The sequence below is a fragment of the Qipengyuania algicida genome (genome assembly GCF_009828025.1).
In the GTDB taxonomy this organism is placed as follows: Bacteria; Pseudomonadota; Alphaproteobacteria; order Sphingomonadales; family Sphingomonadaceae; genus Qipengyuania; species Qipengyuania algicida.
The window spans coordinates 184,833-201,064 of sequence record NZ_WTYA01000006.1 but is presented as its reverse complement, the minus strand read 5'-3'; the positions used below and the strand labels follow the sequence as shown (position 1 = coordinate 201,064).

Below are 16,232 nucleotides of genomic sequence, written 5' to 3'. Positions count from 1 at the left end.
TTACCGATCTCTCCAGATTGCGACGCGACGCTAGGCGTGGCCGCGTTCCGCGTCCAGTGCGCTAAGCGGCATCCTGCCCGAACACGCGGGCGAAGATCGTATCGACGTGCTTGTAATGATAATCGAGATCGAACTTGGCCTCGATCTCGCTTTCCGACAGAGCGGCGGTAACCTCGGGATCGGCCTTGAGCAGATCGAGCAATTGCAGCTTGCCGTCCGAATCCCAGACCTTCATCGCGTTGCGCTGCACGAGCCGGTAGGCATCCTCGCGGCTCACGCCAGCCTGCGTCAATGCGAGCAGCACGCGTTGCGAATGCACCAGCCCGCCCATGCGATCCATATTCGCCAGCATCCGTTCCGGATAGACAAGCAGCTTTTCGACCACGCCGGTCAGCCGCGCGAGTGCGAAGTCGAGTGTGATCGTGGCATCCGGTCCGATAAAGCGTTCGACCGAGGAATGGCTGATATCGCGCTCGTGCCACAGCGCGACATTCTCGAGCGCAGGCAGGGCATAGGCGCGGATCATGCGCGCCTGTCCGGTGAGGTTTTCGGTGAGCACGGGGTTGCGTTTGTGCGGCATGGCGCTTGAGCCCTTCTGCCCGGGCGAGAAATATTCCTCTGCCTCGAGCACCTCGGTGCGCTGGAGATGGCGGATTTCTACCGCGAGGCGCTCGATCGACCCGGCTATCACTGCCAGCGTTGCAAAATACATCGCGTGCCGATCGCGTGGGATGACCTGCGTGGAGACTGGATCGGGTGTCAGGCCCAATTTCTCGGCGACATAGGCTTCGACCTCGGGGTCGATATTGGCAAAAGTGCCCACCGCGCCCGAAATCGCGCAAGTTGCGATTTCGGCGCGCGCGGCCACCAGCCGCGTACGACAGCGGTCGAATTCGGCATAGGCCTGCGCCAGCTTCAGCCCGAACGTCACCGGCTCGGCGTGGATGCCATGGCTGCGACCGATGGTGGGCGTATGCTTGTGCTCCACAGCACGAGTCTTCAACGCCGCCAGCAGGCCGTCGAGGTCTTCGAGCAGCATGTCGCTCGCTCGTACAAGTTGCACGGCCAGTGTCGTGTCGAGCACGTCGGAGCTGGTCATGCCCTGGTGCATGAAGCGCGCCTGCTCGCCGACCTGTTCGGCAACCCATGTAAGGAAGGCGATTACGTCGTGCTTGGTGACCGCTTCGATTGCGTCGATCGCGGCAACATCGATCTTGGGATTCGTCGCCCACCAGTCCCACAAAGCCTTGGGTGCGCTTTGCGGCACTACGCCCAGATCCGCCAGCTTCTGTGTCGCGTGGGCCTCGATTTCGAACCAGATGCGGAATTTCGCTTCCGGCTCCCACAGGGCTGTCATTGCAGGACGGGCATAGCGCGGGACCATTGAATACTCCGATGGGAAGAGATGGTTGCAGCGCGGCTAAGCGGCGCGGGAAGAATTGGCAAGGCCACTGCCCAAGTGCGCTTGCAAAGCCGACGCACAACGGTAGGTTGTGGGGCAAATGCGGTCGGGGGAAATCTCTTGAAATCTGAATTGCTTTTCGGCGCCGGTCTGGCGGCCATTGCGCTTGTGTGTCCATCTGCGGCGCAGGCAGGCGACAAGGTGCTTTATCAGCCAGTCGAAAAATGGGTTGCACCGGTCGATTTCGACAAGGCGGTCGCCTCGCACGAGCCGTTGGTGGTGTTCGACGAGCAGGTCCGCATGGAAGGCGGGGTGGTCAGCAATTACAGCGATATCGCCTACAAGATCGAAAACCCCGAAGCGCTGACCAAGCTTGGCTCGCTGCAATTGAGCTGGCTGCCGGACAAGGGCGACCTTATCGTTCACCGGCTCGAGATATATCGCCATGGCCAGATCATCGATTTGCTGGCGCAAGGCACCCGCTTTGACGTTCTGCGGCGGGAGAAGGAGCTGGAAAAGCGCAGCCTCGATGGCTCGCTCACGGCGTCGCTGGCGGTGCCGGGGCTGAAAGTGGGCGATGTCCTGAGGTTCAGCCAGACGATCACCAAGCGCGATCAGGCGCTGGGTGACGAGATGCAATTCGCCAATGTCCTGATTCCCAAGCCGGCCAAGGTCGGTTTCGGTCGAATCAGGATTTCCTGGCCGAAGGACGCCAAGATGCAGTGGCGTACCGGGCCGAATTTCGATGCGCCACCTCTGGTCGATGCCGATGGCTACAAGATCATCGACATTCCCTTGCCAATCCCCAAGCGAGAAGATCAGCCCAAGAATGCCCCGGCGCGCTTCACCCTTCCGCCATTGATCCAGGCGACCAGCTTCACCGATTGGAAGGACGTGTCCCGGGCGATGGCGCCCCATTTTCGTACCGAGGGAACGATCGCACCGGGCAGTGCGCTCGCCAAGCAAGTCACCCTGATCGAGCAGCACAGCAGCGATCCGCTGGCGCGGGCTGCCGATGCGTTGCAGTTGGTGCAGGATCAGACCGGCTATCTGATGAACGGCATGAACGGCGGCAACTACCTGCCGCAATCGCCCGAACAGACGTGGGATGATCGCTACGGCGATTGCAAGGCGAAGTCCTATCTCCTGCTCGCCATGCTGCGCCAGATGGGGATCGAGGCAGAGGCGGTGCTGGTTCGCAGCAAGAATGGCGATGCGGTTTCGGTCATGCTGCCGATGCCCGGCGATTTCGATCACATGATCGTTCACGCAGTCATCGGAGGTGAGGATTACTGGCTCGACGGGACCAACGCGGGCACTCGTCTGGCGACAATCGCAGAGGTGCCGCCCTTCGCCTATGCCTTGCCGATCCGCGATGGCGGGGCTGATCTTGTCAAGATGACCGAAAGATGGCCGACGGCGAAGGACCAGACGGTCAAGGTCACCTATGATTACCGTCCCGGCATCGACCTGCCCATGCTTTATGACGCGACGATCGAGGTTCGCGGGCAAATGGGCGCTGGCGTCCGCCCGCACGTGAAGGAAACCGATCCCCGCGGACGTATCAAATATGTGCAGAGCTACGTCAAGAACCTGATCGGCGATGGGCTCGTATATGATGCCAGCCTTTCATACGACGACAAGTCCGGGATCGCCACGATCCATGCCAAGGGGCTGCTCAATTCCGATTTCGATTTCGAGCGCAGCCGCGGAAAGCTGGCTTTGAATCTGCCCAGCACCGGTTCCGATTTCGCGCCCGATCGCGCGCGCGCGGCGTGGCAGGATATACCTTATGCCGTCGGTGGACCTTTTGGCATCGCCTACGATGTCACCTATCTGCTTCCAGCCGACAAGACCAAATATGAACTTACCGGCCTCGGCACGGTAGACGAGGTGGTGGCTGGAACGCGGGTCCATCGCCAAAGCAAGCTTTCCGGCGACACTCTGCGAGTGGAAGATTCCACCGTCACCATTCCCACGGAAATACCGGTCAGTCAGCTTGCGCAGGAACGGGCCAAGGCATCGCGTCTGGCGGGTGGCGACCCTGTGCTGCGGACGGGCGAAAACCCGGTGCGATACTGGGAACGCTCGCCGGAGGATGCGCGGCGCCGTATCGCCATGCTCAAACCGGCTTATGACGAGGTCATCGCACAGGACCCGACCGAGGCATGGCGCTGGGTCATGCGTGGGGGGCTTTATACCGACGGGCCGGACCTCAAGCTTGCGCTGGCGGATTACGACAAGGCGATCGAACTGGAACCAAGCGCAGATAATTATTCCAAGCGCTCGTCGCTTCGCCAGCAAATGGGTGATGTGGCGGGTGCGCTGGCTGACGCGCGCAAGGCCTACGCCGTTGAGGGCACGCCCGTGTATGCCGAAGCGGTTGCCGATATTCTGTCGTGGCAGGGCAAATCCGATGAGGCGCTGGCCATGCTCTCAGACCTCGACCTGTCGGGAGATGACCGGATCAAGCTGCTGATTGCACGCGCAAACATCCTTGGAGAAGCAGGACGAAAGGATGAGGGATGGGCGCTGCTGGATGAAGCTGAAACGGCGAGACCCGGCGATTCAAGCGTCCTCAATGCCGAATGCTGGTACATGGGCAATTGGGACTATCGACTGAAAGACGCCGGCGCGACCTGCGATCGCGCGGTCAAGGCGGCGGATTACGCGTCTGGCGTGCTCGATAGCCGCGCTCTGGTCAACTATCGCCTGGGCAAGACCGATGCGGCGCTGGCCGATCTCCAGGCGGCGCTCATCAGTACGCCGTCGCAATCGACCAGTCTTTATCTGCGCGGGGTGATCGCAACCGAACAGGGCCAAAAGGTGTCGGGGGAGCGCGACATCGAAGCGGCAAAGCGGCTTTACGGAGCGATCGGCCCCTATTTCGAGCGCTTCGGGATCAAGCCCAAGGCCTGATTTGCGTGACGTCGCGGGCGAGGGGCGTCAGAGCAGTCCCTTCGCCCGCAGCGACACATGGTGCGATCCTGCGGCGATGACGTGGTCATGCACGGTCACGCCCAGCAGTCGCCCCGCTTCGGCAATGCGATTGGTGATTGCAATATCCGCGCGGCTCGGCTCGGCGGTGCCGCTCGGATGATTGTGGACGAGGATCAGCGCGGTCGCACCGAGATCGAACGCCTTGCGGATCACCTCGCGAGGATGGATCGCGGCTTCGTCGACCGTGCCCTCGGCGGCAGCATGGTCCAGAATCAGGCGGTTCTGGGCATTGAGGTATAGCACGCGCACCCGCTCGTGGTTGACGTTGCCCATATCGATCGCGAGATAGTCGAGCAGGGCCTGCCAACTCGACAGCATCGGCTGATCCTGAACCTTGCCACGCGCAATGCGCCGGGCAGCGTGGGAAACGCTCTTGAGTGCAGCGGCACCCGCTTCGCCGCTCCCTTCACCTGCATTAATGCTGCCGGATCGGCGTCCAGCACCGCAGCGAGCGAACCGAACCGCGCGATCAGCGCCTTGGCGGTCGGTTTGGTGTCCCCTTGGCGAACTCCGGCGAACAGCAGGAATTCGAGCAACTCGTAATCCGCCAGCGCTTCGGAACCTCCCGCCAGCAATCTTTGCCTCAGTCGCGCGCGGTGGCCCGTGCCGGGTTTGAGGCCAGTAACTGCCTGCCCGCTCGATTTTGCTGTCGGCAACCTAAATCCCCCTGCCGCGTTGAATGCGATTGCCTTGCCTTTCCAACGATTGGCACGCAAGCGGGGATGGATGACCGGGGTCGAAGAATACGAACCGCAGCCGACCGAGGCTCGCAGGCGCTGGCGGCGCAAGCGGGTGCTGTTGCCCACCGGAATCGCGCTCGTGCTGGTAGCGGCGCTGGGCGGGGCGTGGATCGAGCGCAACCGTATTGCCGACAACACCATAGCGAGCCAGCTCAGGAGCTATGGCCTCACGGGGCGCTACGATCTGCGCCAGGTTACCCCCGGACTGCAGATAATCGACCATCTGGTGATCGGCGATCCGGCGCGACCTGACCTCACGGTCGAGCAGGTGCAGGTTCGGCTGCGTTACCGTCTCGGCGCACCGACAATCGGTTCGATCACGCTCATCAAGCCACGGCTCTACGGCGTCCAGAAGGGGGGACGAATCAGCTTTGGCAGCCTCGACAAGGCAATCTACCGCAAGACCGGAAAGCCGCCGGGTTTTCCCGATCTCGACCTCGTCGTAAAGGATGGCCGGGCTCTGGTCGTGACCGACTATGGCCCGTTGGGGATCAAGCTCGAAGGGGCAGGGAAGCTGTCGAACGGCTTTCAGGGGACGCTTGCGATCGCCGCGCCGCAGCTCAAGTTCCGCGACTGTGCGGCGCAGAACGTCAGCCTGTTTGGCGCTGTTTCGACCAAATCCGGCGCTCCGCAGTTTTCCGGGCCGCTGAGAATGGCGTCGTTTGCGTGTGCTGCTTCGCACATTGCGATCGGGAACAGCGACACCAATCTCGAGCTTTCCAGCGATGAAACCTTCGCTGCCGTCAATGGCCAGGCATCGATCACCGCCGACGACCTCAAATACGCCGACGTCCATGCCAATGGCGCGGAATTCGGCCTGCGGCTGGCATGGCGCGGCGATGCGCTGGAACTCAAACATACCGTAGCCCTGCACGGCGTTTCTATGCCCCAGGCGAAGGCCGCTCTCGTGACGCTGGATGGTTCGTCGCAGGCGTCGACCGATCTTTCGCGTCTGACAATGCACAGCACGCTGGAGGGCAACAGCCTGCGGCCGGGCGCGGCCATGCAGCGTGGCCTGTCCGATCTTGCGCAGACCGGACAGGGGACGCTGCTGGCACCGATCATGCGAAAGTTCGCCCAAGGGCTGATGCGCGAATCGCGTGGCAGCGCACTGGTGGCCGATCTGACCTTGCGCCGTTCGCATGGCGGCACCACGCTGATCGTGCCGAAAGCGGAAATGCGTGGTCGCAGCGGCGAGCGGCTCATGGCATTGTCGCGCGTGCAGATGTCCGTGAATGGCTCTTCACCGCTGCAATTGAGCGGCAATCTGGTGACCGACGGACGTGAAATCCCGCACATCAACGGTCGGATGGAGCAGTTGTCGAACGGCCACCGCGCGTTCCGCATGACCATGCAACCGTACTCTGCCGGCGATGCTTCGTTGGCTATTCCGACCCTGACGCTGGCGCGTGGCAAGGGCGGTGCGCTTGGATTTGTAGGTCGAGTGTCGATGACTGGTGCACTGCCGGGGGGATCGGCACGCAATCTCTCACTTCCTGTCGATGGTCGCTATGTCAGCGGCGGGCGGCTGTCGATGTGGACCAAGTGTATCGACGCTTCGTTCGACAGGCTCGAACTGGCCACACTTGAACTGGACCGGCATGATCTGCGCCTGTGCCCCGAGCCGGGACGCGCTATTCTCGAGCGGGCAAATGGCCAGACAACCATTGCTGCGGGAACGCCGCGCCTCGATCTGGGCGGCAAGCTTGGCGAAACGCCTATTCAGCTCGCCAGCGGTCCGATCGGCTTTGCCTATCCCGGCACGATGACTGCCAGCCAGATTGCAGTGACGCTGGGTCCGGAGGGCACGGCGAGTCGCTTCGATATTGACCATGTCGACGCTCAGCTGGGGACGGACCTCACGGGCCATTTTGCGGGTACCGAGGTTAAATTGAATGCGGTCCCATTCGATCTTTCCGATGCCAGCGGCGAGTGGCGATACCATGACGGGCGGCTGACGCTGTCCGGCGCCGGCTTCAAGCTCGACGATCGCCAGAAACCCCGCCGTTTCGAAACACTGGTAGCACGCGATGCCAATCTCGTATTGGCGGACAACAGAATCGAAGCCCACGCCGATTTGCGCGATCCTGGCACCGGGAGAGTGGTGACGGGCTTAGCCATCGGCCACAATTTGTCGAACGGGATCGGGCACGCCGATCTGACGCTCGCCGGACTGACATTCGATGACAAATTGCAGCCCGATACCATTACCCCGCTGGCGAAGGGTCTGGTGGCCAATGTCGATGGGAAGATCACCGGCAGCGGCAAGATCGCCTGGCGGGATGGGAAGATTACCAGCAGCGGCGAGTTTTCCTCCGATGATCTCAATTTCGCCGCCGCTTTCGGTCCGGTCACCGGCGCCAGCGGCACGATCCATTTCACGGATCTGCTGCAACTTACGACAGCGCCCGACCAGACGATCCATATCGCCACGGTCAATCCGGGGATCGAGGTGAAGGATGGGGTGGTGCGCTTCCACCTTACCGATGCAAAGCAATTGGCGGTCGAAGGGGGAAGCTGGCCATTCATGGGCGGCAGGCTGACCCTGCGCAAGGTCGATCTGAACTTCGGTGTGAAGGAAGAACGCCGCTACATCTTCGATGTCGCCGCGCTCGATGCCGGGGTTTTCGTGAACTACATGAATCTGGGCAACATAGGCGCAACCGGGACCTTCGATGGCACGATACCGATCGTCTTTGACGCGTCGGGTAACGGGCGGATCGAAGGCGGCCTGCTGACCTCGCGCAAACCGGGAGGCAACGTCGCCTATGTTGGCGACCTGACCTATAAGGACCTCTCGCCCATCGCCAATTTCGCATTCAATGCGCTGCGCAGCCTCAATTACGACAAGATGGAGGTCGAAATGGATGGGCCGCTGACGGGTGAGATCGTCACCAGGGTGCGCTTCGACGGCGTTCATCAGGGCCAGGGCACCAAAAACAATTTCATCACGCGCCAGCTGGCCAAATTACCGCTGCAATTCCGCATCAATGTCCGTGCGCCGTTCTATCAGCTCATCACCTCGCTCAAATCACTGCGCGATCCTGCTGCGGTACGCGATCCCCGCGAACTCGGGTTGGTAACCGATGATGGAACACGGTTGAAAGAATCGACACGCGGTGACGATGTGAAGCCGAAAGTGGCTCCGTCTGACATAATCCCGGATAAAGGGACCATTCAGCACAAGGAAAGCGAGAAATAACTATGACAGGGCAGGTTTCGACGAGCTGCGAGAGTGGCGCTGGCGGGTGGAGCAAGCCCCGCCGCGCCGCTCTCACAGGCAGGGGGGCGGTAGCAGCGGCAACGGGCCTCGCGACGCTCGCCCTGTCGGGATGTATCACGGTCAAGGCGCCGGATAAGCCGATCGTGATCGAATTGAACGTGAATATTCGCCAGGAAGTGATTTACCGTCTGGCGAAGGATGCGGGTAACACCGTGGAGCAGAACAAGGACATCTTCTGAAACAGACGATGATCAAGGATAAGGTAATTGACATGATCAGGACCAGCAAACCTCTTCTCGCGGGCATTGCGATGGCTATTGGCGTGGCAGGCCTTGCAGCTCCGGCCATGGCGCAGCGCGATCCGGCCTATGCCAAGGCTCGGTCCTCTGGCGAAGTTGGCGAAAAGATGGACGGCTATCTCGGAGTGGTCGGTTCGTCGACGCCTGCACTCACGGCAATTGTCAACGATATCAACATCAAGCGTCGTGCTCTTTATACGCAGAAGGCTCAGGCAGCGAATGCGACGATCGAGGAATATGCCTTCGCCGCCGGATGCCAGGCGATTCTCGCGACCTCGCCGGGGGAAAAGTATCAGGCACCCGACGGAAGCTGGAAAACGCGCACCAGCGCCGCGCCCGAGCGTGACCCGCGCTGTCCTGCGTGATTGACACGTGGCAAGCCTGTAACAAGCGCGCGAAATCACTCCTCTTGCGGTTGACTCGCAACCACCCCTACGACTAAGGGAGCACCGCACCGGCTCGGCCCCTTCAGCGGGTAGGGCCGGTTGTGCATATCAATCACCCTGATTTGCATTTTAACCGGAGCGGGATGGGTCTTGGCCGATAGTAACGATCAGCATTCCGGCGACGATCTCGATCGCCGCATCGCCGAAGCTGAAGAGCGTCAGCGCAGTGCCTATCAGTCGCATACGGCGGCCGAAGGGCGCGCGGAAACGCGCGGCTGGGCGGTTGGCATCGAATTTGTCGGGTCGGTTATTGTCGGCGCGTTGATCGGGCTGTTGCTCGATAAGTGGCTCGAAACCGCTCCCTGGCTGATGATCGTATTTATCGGTCTTGGCTTTGCTGCCGGCTTGCGCCGGGCAATCACCACGTCGAATCAGTTCGACACCGATTTCACCAACGACAAGCAATAGGCCGGTAAGCGACCATGGCAGCGTCCAACAATCCGATGGAACAGTTCGCGATCCACACGCTGAAACCTCTCAGCGTGTCGGGTTTCGACGTGTCTTTCACCAATTCCGCGCTGTGGATGCTCGTAGCGCTCGGCGGCATCGCCATCTTCCTAATCATCGGAACGATGAAGCCGGAAGTGATCCCGGGCCGCTGGCAGGCTGCGCTTGAATACGTTTACGACTTTGTCGTGGGTGTGGTCGATGAGAACGTCGGTCCCAAGGGCAAGGCCTATGTCCCACTGATTTTCTCGGTCTTTGTGTTCGTCCTCGCCTGTAACCTCTTGGGTCTGATCCCGTGGGTGGGTTCTTTCACCCCGACCAGCCATATCGCGGTGACATTGGCGCTGGCGCTGATCGTGTTCGTCGTCGTATTGCTCGTCGGGCTCATCAACCACGGCTTCCACTTCTTCACCTTCTTCTGGCCCAAGGGGATGGCGTGGCCGCTTGCGCTGTTCATCATGCCGATCGAGGTTGTCAGCTTCTTCGTGCGTCCGTTCACGCTCGCGATCCGGCTGTTTGCCAATATGACGGCCGGACACGTGCTGCTAAAGGTGTTTGCGACCTTCGTCGTGGCGCTCGGTTCCTTCGATCTCATCCCTTATGTGTTCGGCATCGTGCCGCTCGCAGTGAACGTTGCGCTGTCCGCGCTCGAACTGCTGATCGCGCTGATCCAGGCCTATGTTTTCGCACTGCTCGCATCGATCTATTTGAACGACGCGATCAACCTTCACTGATTATTTTCCACCATTCTCGACTAAAGGGTTTTTCAAAATGGACGCAGAAGCAGCAAAATTCATCGGTGCCGGTCTTGCCGCCATGGGTGCCGGTCTCGCCGGTATCGGTGTGGGCTACATCTTCGGTTCGCACCTCCTCGGTGCGTTCCGCAATCCCGAAGCCGAACCGCGTATCTCGGGCCGCCTGTTCCTCGGCTTCGCCGTGGTCGAGGCGCTCGGCCTGATCGCCGCCGTTGTCGCGCTTTACCTCGCTTTCGCGGGCTGAGCCGACCGCTCGAGACTCCGAGAGAGCCTGACCCATGCCTCAATTTGAACCGGCCAATTTCCTGCCACAAATGGTGTGGCTCGTGGTTGCCTTCGCGATCCTGTATTTCGTGATCGTGCAGTCGACCTTGCCGCGGTTGGCGCGGGTTATCGACCAGCGCAAGGCCAAGGTCGACAGCGATCTCGCCGCGGCCCGCAAAGCCAAGGACGAGGCTGACGCGCTGGCCGAGCAGATCAAGGCGGAGCTGCAACGCAATCGCGAGGCAGCTCTCGCCCGGATCGGGGAGGCCAAGGCTGAGGCGGCCAATTCGAGTGAATCCCGTCTGGCCGCGGCAGAGGCTGAGGCGACAGGTAAGACCGATGCCGCCGAGGCACGTATTGCCAAGGCATGCGAAGACGCGCGCAGTGAGCTGCGCAAGGTCGCAAGCGAGAGTGCTCAGGCAATCGTTACCAGGTTGACCGGCAAACAGCCGTCCGAAAGTGCGGTGACCAAGGCGGTCGATGCCGCCATGGCCCGCTGATCGGATAGCAAGAGGACCGCATTATGAGCGAACTCACCGCAACGGTCGAACACCCCGCCGGTGGCGCAGCCGAACATGGCGAACATGGTCCGACTCTGCTCGGCCTGAGCGTCGAAGGCTGGGTCTATGCCTCGATCACGATCTTCCTTGTCCTGGCCTTTGTGCTGGGAAAACTCCCGAAGCGGATCGGTGAGGCGCTCGACAAGCAGATCGCGGACAAGCGCCGCGTGCTTGACGAAGCAGCGGTAATCCGAGCAGAAGCGCAGGCCATGCTTGAGGAAGCGAAAGGCAAGTTGGCCGCGAGTGCCAAGGATGCCGAGAAGATGCTCGAGCACGCCCGCATGGAAGCAGAGGAAATCATTTCCCGCGCTGAGGCTGACACCAGCGCGATGATCCAGCGCCGTGCGCATATGGCAGAAGAGAAAATCGCCGCTTCCGAACGCGCTGCGCTCGATGCGTTGCGTCACGAGGCCGCCCATGCCGCGACAAGCGCTTCGCGCCAGGTGATCGCCGATACCTATGACGAGGCATCGGATCGCAAGCTGTCCGAGGAAATCATTTCCGGCATTTGAGCCGGGGATTGCCCCAACAAAGCAAACTTGACCGCAAAGTCTTTCCGAGTCACCTAGTTGTCAGACAACAGGGAGTTCGGGATGCTTCGGTGGTGTGCGATTGTCATGCTGGCTCTTGCCGGCATATTGGGCTCTGCTGCACTGAGCCAGGCGCCAGATGATCCCGGAAAACGGATCAACCTATGGGACGGCGGTGTGCCTGGTTTCGAGAACCGCGCTGCAATTCCCGAGGAAAGCGCGAGCTACTGGACCAAGTCGGTCAACAATCCCTCGATCACCTATTTCGCGCCTTGGCCAGGACGGGAGACCGGTACAGCGGTAATCGTTGTGCCGGGTGGGGCACATGAGTTCCTCGTCACGACAACCGAGGGGGCCGACGTCGCAAGATGGTTCACCCAACGCGGCGTAGCCGCGTTTGTGTTGCGTTATCGGCTATCGCGCCAAAAGGATCAGCCGTGGACGATCGATAACAGTAGGCAGGATACGGAACGCGCGGTCCGATTGGTCCGGTCTCGTGCGCAAGAATTTGGTATCGATCCACATAGAGTAGGGATCATTGGATTTTCGGCCGGTGGGGAGCTGGCGCGGATGACATTGCTTAGCGCGCCAGTGCCCCCTCCCGGCAATGGCGATGCGGTGGACGCACTTTCAGCGCGCCCGGACTTTGGAATATTGGTCTTTCCCGGACCGATGAAGGCTGATGAGCATATCACCAGCAGTTCGCCACCACTTCTGTTATCCGCTGCAAGCGATGACACCTGCTGTTCGCAGCCCGTGATCGACTTGATGGAAGCCTATCGCAAGGCGAATGCGTCCGCCGAACTGCACCTGTATGCGGCCGGTGGGCACGCCTACAATATGGGCGAATCAACGCCGATGGTCTCGCTACGTAACTGGCCGGACAGGATCACGGATTGGATGACCGATCGTGGATTGCTTCATCGCAGGGGCAAATAGTCAGAAATGGTCCTTGGCCGCGCGCAGGGCGGCAAAGGTTTCGACAGGTGACGATCCACCCCAGCGGTCCCGCAGCGCGGGATCGTCGGCGCGCAGGAAGGGATTGGTTGCCATTTCGCGATCAAGGACAGTCGGAACGGTCGGCAGGCCTTTCTCACGCTGCTGGTCTATCTGCCCGGCGTAGAGCTTTAGTTCGGTGTTGTCGGGATCGGCGTGGAGCGCAAATCTGGCGTTCGCCTGCGTGTATTCGTGCGCGCAGTAGAGCATAGTATAGGGCGGCAGTGCACGAATGCGCAGCAGGCTGTTCCAGAACTGCTCCGGCTCGCCTTCAAACATCCGTCCGCACCCCAGCGCGAAGATGCTGTCGCCAACGAAAGCCATATCGGCTTCGGGGAGATGGTAGGCGATATGGCCATCGGTATGGCCCGATACGTCGATAACATGCGCTTCGTACTCGCCCAGCATGACAACATCCCCGTGCGCGACAACGCGATCTATCGCGGACAGCTTTTCGACCTCTTTCGGGGCGACAACCACCGCTCCTGTGGCAGCCACGATATCCTTGTTCCCACCGGCATGATCGGGGTGCCAGTGGGTGTTCCAGATATGGGTGATCTCCCAGCCCTTCATTGCCGCCTGCTTGAGATATTCGCTCGCGTCGGGCGTATCGATTGCAGCGGTTTGGCAGCTCTCGGTATCGTGCAGGAGATAACCGTAATTATCCGACAGGCAGGGGAACTGGTGGACTTCAAGCATGGTATCTCCTCAACACCGGGCCTTTGGCACTTGTTCCGCAAGAACCTACGCGTCGGTCGCGCAAAGGAAAAGGCCCGCCTGCTCCGAAGAGCAAGCGGGCCTTTCGTGTATCTGTGATCGATAACGATCGAGTGGCTTATTCGCCCTTCTTCTTCAGCGCTTCGCCGAGGATGTCGCCCAGCGACGCACCCGAGTCGGACGAACCGAACTGTGCCACCGCTTCCTTCTCTTCGGCGATCTGACGCGCCTTGACCGAGAAGTTGGGCTTCTTGGAGCGGTCGAAACCGATTACCATGGCGTCGAGCTTCTGGCCGACCTGGAAGCGGTCGGGACGCTGCTCGTCGCGGTCGCGGCCGAGGTCCGAACGCTTGATGAAGCCGGTCGCGCCGTCTTCGCCAACCTGAACCTCAAGCCCACCGTCGCGCACTTCGAGAACGGTGACGGTGACGACCTGGTTCTTGCGCAGCGCGCCCGATGCGCCCGCTTCGGTCGGAGCGCCCTTTTCGAGCTGCTTCATGCCGAGGCTGATGCGCTCCTTCTCGATATCGACATCGAGCACGACCGCTTCGACCTGTTCACCCTTGCGGTGCAGCGCCAGCGCATCTTCGCCCGAAATGCCCCATGCGATGTCGGACATGTGGACCATGCCGTCGACGTCGCCGTCGAGCCCGATGAAGAGGCCGAATTCGGTGGCGTTCTTGACTTCGCCTTCGACCTTGGCACCCACCGGATGCTTCTCGGCGAACTCTTCCCACGGGTTGCGCTGGGCCTGCTTGAGGCCGAGCGAGATGCGGCGCTTCTCGGAATCGACTTCCAGCACCATCACTTCGACTTCCTGGCTGGTCGAGACAATCTTGCCCGGATGGACGTTCTTCTTGGTCCAGCTCATTTCCGAAACGTGGACCAGGCCTTCGATGCCCGGTTCGATTTCGACGAAGGCGCCGTATTCGGTGATGTTGGTCACCTGACCCGACAGCTTCATGCCGACCGGATACTTGGCGGCGACGCCATCCCACGGATCGCTCTCGAGTTGCTTCATGCCGAGGCTGATGCGCTGGGTGTCTTCGTTGATGCGGATGATCTGGACGGTTACGGTCTGGCCGATCTCGATCATTTCGCTGGGGTGGTTGACGCGCTTGTAGCTCATGTCGGTGACATGCAGCAGGCCGTCGATACCGCCCAGGTCAACGAAGGCACCGTAGTCGGTGATGTTCTTGACGACACCGTCGATCACCTGATTCTCGGTCAGCTTGTCGATCAGTTCGCTGCGCTGTTCGGCGCGCGTTTCTTCCAGAACGGCGCGGCGCGAAACGACGATATTGCCGCGGCGGCGGTCCATCTTGAGGATCTGGAACGGCTGCGGCACATCCATCAGCGGGGTGACGTCACGCACGGGGCGGATATCGACCTGTGAGCCGGGGAGGAAGGCCACGGCGCCATCGAGATCGACGGTAAAGCCGCCCTTGACGCGACCGAAGATGCGGCCTTCGACGCGCTTGCCTTCGCCAAACTCGCTTTCGAGCTTATCCCAGGCGGCTTCGCGGCGCGCGCGGTCGCGACTGAGCATCGCTTCGCCGTCGGCGTTTTCGACGCGGTCGACGAACACTTCGACTTCGTCGCCGACCGACAGGCCGTGCTCGTCTTCGCCGCGCATGAATTCCTTGAGATCGATGCGGCCTTCGCTCTTGAGGCCTACATCGATGACGGCAAAGCCGTTTTCGATTGCGGTGATGGTGCCCTTGACGACACGGCCTTCGAAGCCGCCGTCGGCTGCATCGCCGAGTTGTTCGTTGAGAAGCGCTTCGAAATCGTCGCGCGTCGGATTGGCTGCAGTTGCCATGTGGTTGGTAATCCTACTTCACGTTTTTCCGGCCACCGGGTTGTTTCCCGGGGTCTTGTGGCCAGACTGCCCGCGGAGCCGAATGCCATCGCGGGCATCTTCAGAACTGGCGGGAACGGGAGGCAGAAGAGTGCGGCAACGTGGGACGAAAATGCCCCTTGTCAAAAAGACGACCGTGCCGAAAGCCTGCCCTGGAACCTATTGCCGGTCCATCGGACGGGCGCGCAATTAGTCTATCAGGTTCCAAAAAGCAAGCATTGGAGAGAGGACGGTCGTCGAGCGCCTCCCACGCAAGCCTGGTGTGAAAACGGCCGACCCGAAGGGGGCCGGCCGTCTTGAGACATTGATCGTCGCTACACGTGTCAGTTGTGAGAACCGGTCGAACTGTCCGTAGCCATGGTGTCCGAACCCTTCATATCGCCATCGTCGGAGCGCCAGATCTTCATTGCGTCGACCTTGGCATCGCCCATCAGGCCTTCCGAATTGAAGACATAAAGCACGGATTTGGCATTGTCGGCCTGGCCCTGACCATTCGCATCAGCCTTGGCCACTGTCACGCCAGCACCGGCACCGATGCTCCACTGACCATCCTTCTTGTACTTGTCGAGCGCAGTCTTGTCCTTGATCTTGAAGACGTAGGACGCGGCGGTCACGCCTGCCTGCAGACCGACGCTGCCTTCGCCCATCTTGTAATGGCCGGTGATCTTGCCGTTTTCGACCAGCGCGCCTTCACCGCCAGCGCCACCAACGCCCAGTGCGATATTGGTTACGTCGGGAAATACGAAATAGCCGGCCACGTCACCGGTGCCGCAGCTTGCCTGGACCTGCTTGCACTTGTCGAGGGTCGCGGTGACCTTTTGGTCGAGCGACAAGTTGTCGGTCTGATCGGTGCTGGCTACGGTTGGGGTGGGTGAGGGCGATGTGTTGTTGGGCTGCTGCGAACAGGCGGCGAGTGCGCCGACGCTGACGAGAGCAAGAATACTTACGCGTTTCATTTCAGGGTCTCCATTGCGAGCAAACACTATCGGATG

Annotated in this window: 14 protein-coding genes and 1 pseudogene; 10 read left to right on the top strand and 5 right to left on the bottom strand. The window is 60.9% G+C overall.

Features of this window, described 5'->3' with window-relative positions:
- Nucleotides 1-61 precede the first annotated feature (61 nt).
- Nucleotides 62-1,384, bottom strand: a complete 1,323-nt coding sequence (gene purB, locus GRI58_RS09540; protein WP_160753361.1) for an adenylosuccinate lyase — start codon at nt 1,382-1,384, stop codon at nt 62-64.
- A gap of 138 nt (nt 1,385-1,522) precedes the next feature.
- Here purB and GRI58_RS09535 point away from each other — a divergent pair, with 138 nt between their 5' ends.
- Nucleotides 1,523-4,321: a DUF3857 domain-containing protein gene (locus GRI58_RS09535; protein WP_160753360.1), complete on the top strand. Its 2,799-nt coding sequence runs from the start codon at nt 1,523-1,525 to the stop codon at nt 4,319-4,321.
- Nucleotides 4,322-4,348: 27 nt separating this feature from the next.
- Here the strand turns inward: GRI58_RS09535 and radC are convergent.
- A pseudogene (radC, locus tag GRI58_RS15665) lies at nt 4,349-5,058 on the bottom strand (RadC family protein).
- Nucleotides 5,059-5,128: 70 nt separating this feature from the next.
- On the opposite strand from radC, the gene GRI58_RS09525 reads away from it, so the two are divergent.
- From GRI58_RS09525 to GRI58_RS09485, 9 genes are all read left to right on the top strand, one after another.
- The gene (locus tag GRI58_RS09525) at nt 5,129-8,344 is read left to right on the top strand and encodes an intermembrane phospholipid transport protein YdbH family protein (RefSeq protein WP_160753359.1); all 3,216 of its coding nucleotides are present in this window, start codon (nt 5,129-5,131) and stop codon (nt 8,342-8,344) included.
- Between the two features lie 2 nt (nt 8,345-8,346).
- A complete protein-coding gene (locus GRI58_RS09520; protein ID WP_160753358.1) occupies nt 8,347-8,604 on the top strand; it encodes a YnbE family lipoprotein in 258 nt (85 codons plus the stop codon).
- Between the two features lie 32 nt (nt 8,605-8,636).
- Nucleotides 8,637-9,029 carry a YdbL family probable chaperone protein gene (locus GRI58_RS09515; protein WP_160753357.1) on the top strand — a complete coding sequence of 131 codons (393 nt, stop codon included), beginning with the start codon at nt 8,637-8,639 and terminating at the stop codon, nt 9,027-9,029.
- 171 nt (nt 9,030-9,200) lie between these two features.
- On the top strand, nt 9,201-9,518 hold the full coding sequence (locus GRI58_RS09510) for an AtpZ/AtpI family protein (RefSeq protein ID WP_202386907.1): 318 nt from the start codon (nt 9,201-9,203) through the stop codon (nt 9,516-9,518).
- A 14-nt stretch (nt 9,519-9,532) separates the two neighbouring features.
- Nucleotides 9,533-10,291, top strand: a complete 759-nt coding sequence (locus GRI58_RS09505; protein ID WP_202386906.1) for a F0F1 ATP synthase subunit A — start codon at nt 9,533-9,535, stop codon at nt 10,289-10,291.
- Nucleotides 10,292-10,328: 37 nt separating this feature from the next.
- Nucleotides 10,329-10,556, top strand: coding sequence for an ATP synthase F0 subunit C (gene atpE / locus GRI58_RS09500; protein ID WP_160753356.1), 228 nt, complete (start codon nt 10,329-10,331; stop codon nt 10,554-10,556).
- 34 nt (nt 10,557-10,590) lie between these two features.
- Nucleotides 10,591-11,076: a F0F1 ATP synthase subunit B family protein gene (locus GRI58_RS09495; RefSeq protein ID WP_160753355.1), complete on the top strand. Its 486-nt coding sequence runs from the start codon at nt 10,591-10,593 to the stop codon at nt 11,074-11,076.
- Between the two features lie 23 nt (nt 11,077-11,099).
- On the top strand, nt 11,100-11,648 hold the full coding sequence (locus GRI58_RS09490) for a F0F1 ATP synthase subunit B family protein (protein WP_160753354.1): 549 nt from the start codon (nt 11,100-11,102) through the stop codon (nt 11,646-11,648).
- Nucleotides 11,649-11,729: 81 nt separating this feature from the next.
- Nucleotides 11,730-12,605, top strand: coding sequence for an alpha/beta hydrolase (locus GRI58_RS09485; RefSeq protein ID WP_202386905.1), 876 nt, complete (start codon nt 11,730-11,732; stop codon nt 12,603-12,605).
- Here the strand turns inward: GRI58_RS09485 and gloB are convergent, their stop codons facing one another.
- The 3 genes from gloB to GRI58_RS09470 form a co-directional block, all read right to left on the bottom strand.
- Nucleotides 12,606-13,361, bottom strand: a complete 756-nt coding sequence (gene gloB / locus GRI58_RS09480) for a hydroxyacylglutathione hydrolase (protein ID WP_160753353.1) — start codon at nt 13,359-13,361, stop codon at nt 12,606-12,608.
- 136 nt (nt 13,362-13,497) lie between these two features.
- Nucleotides 13,498-15,201, bottom strand: coding sequence for a 30S ribosomal protein S1 (gene rpsA, locus GRI58_RS09475; protein WP_160753352.1), 1,704 nt, complete (start codon nt 15,199-15,201; stop codon nt 13,498-13,500).
- A gap of 362 nt (nt 15,202-15,563) precedes the next feature.
- Nucleotides 15,564-16,196: a YSC84-related protein gene (locus tag GRI58_RS09470; RefSeq protein ID WP_160753351.1), complete on the bottom strand. Its 633-nt coding sequence runs from the start codon at nt 16,194-16,196 to the stop codon at nt 15,564-15,566.
- Between the last annotated feature and the right edge of the window lie 36 nt (nt 16,197-16,232).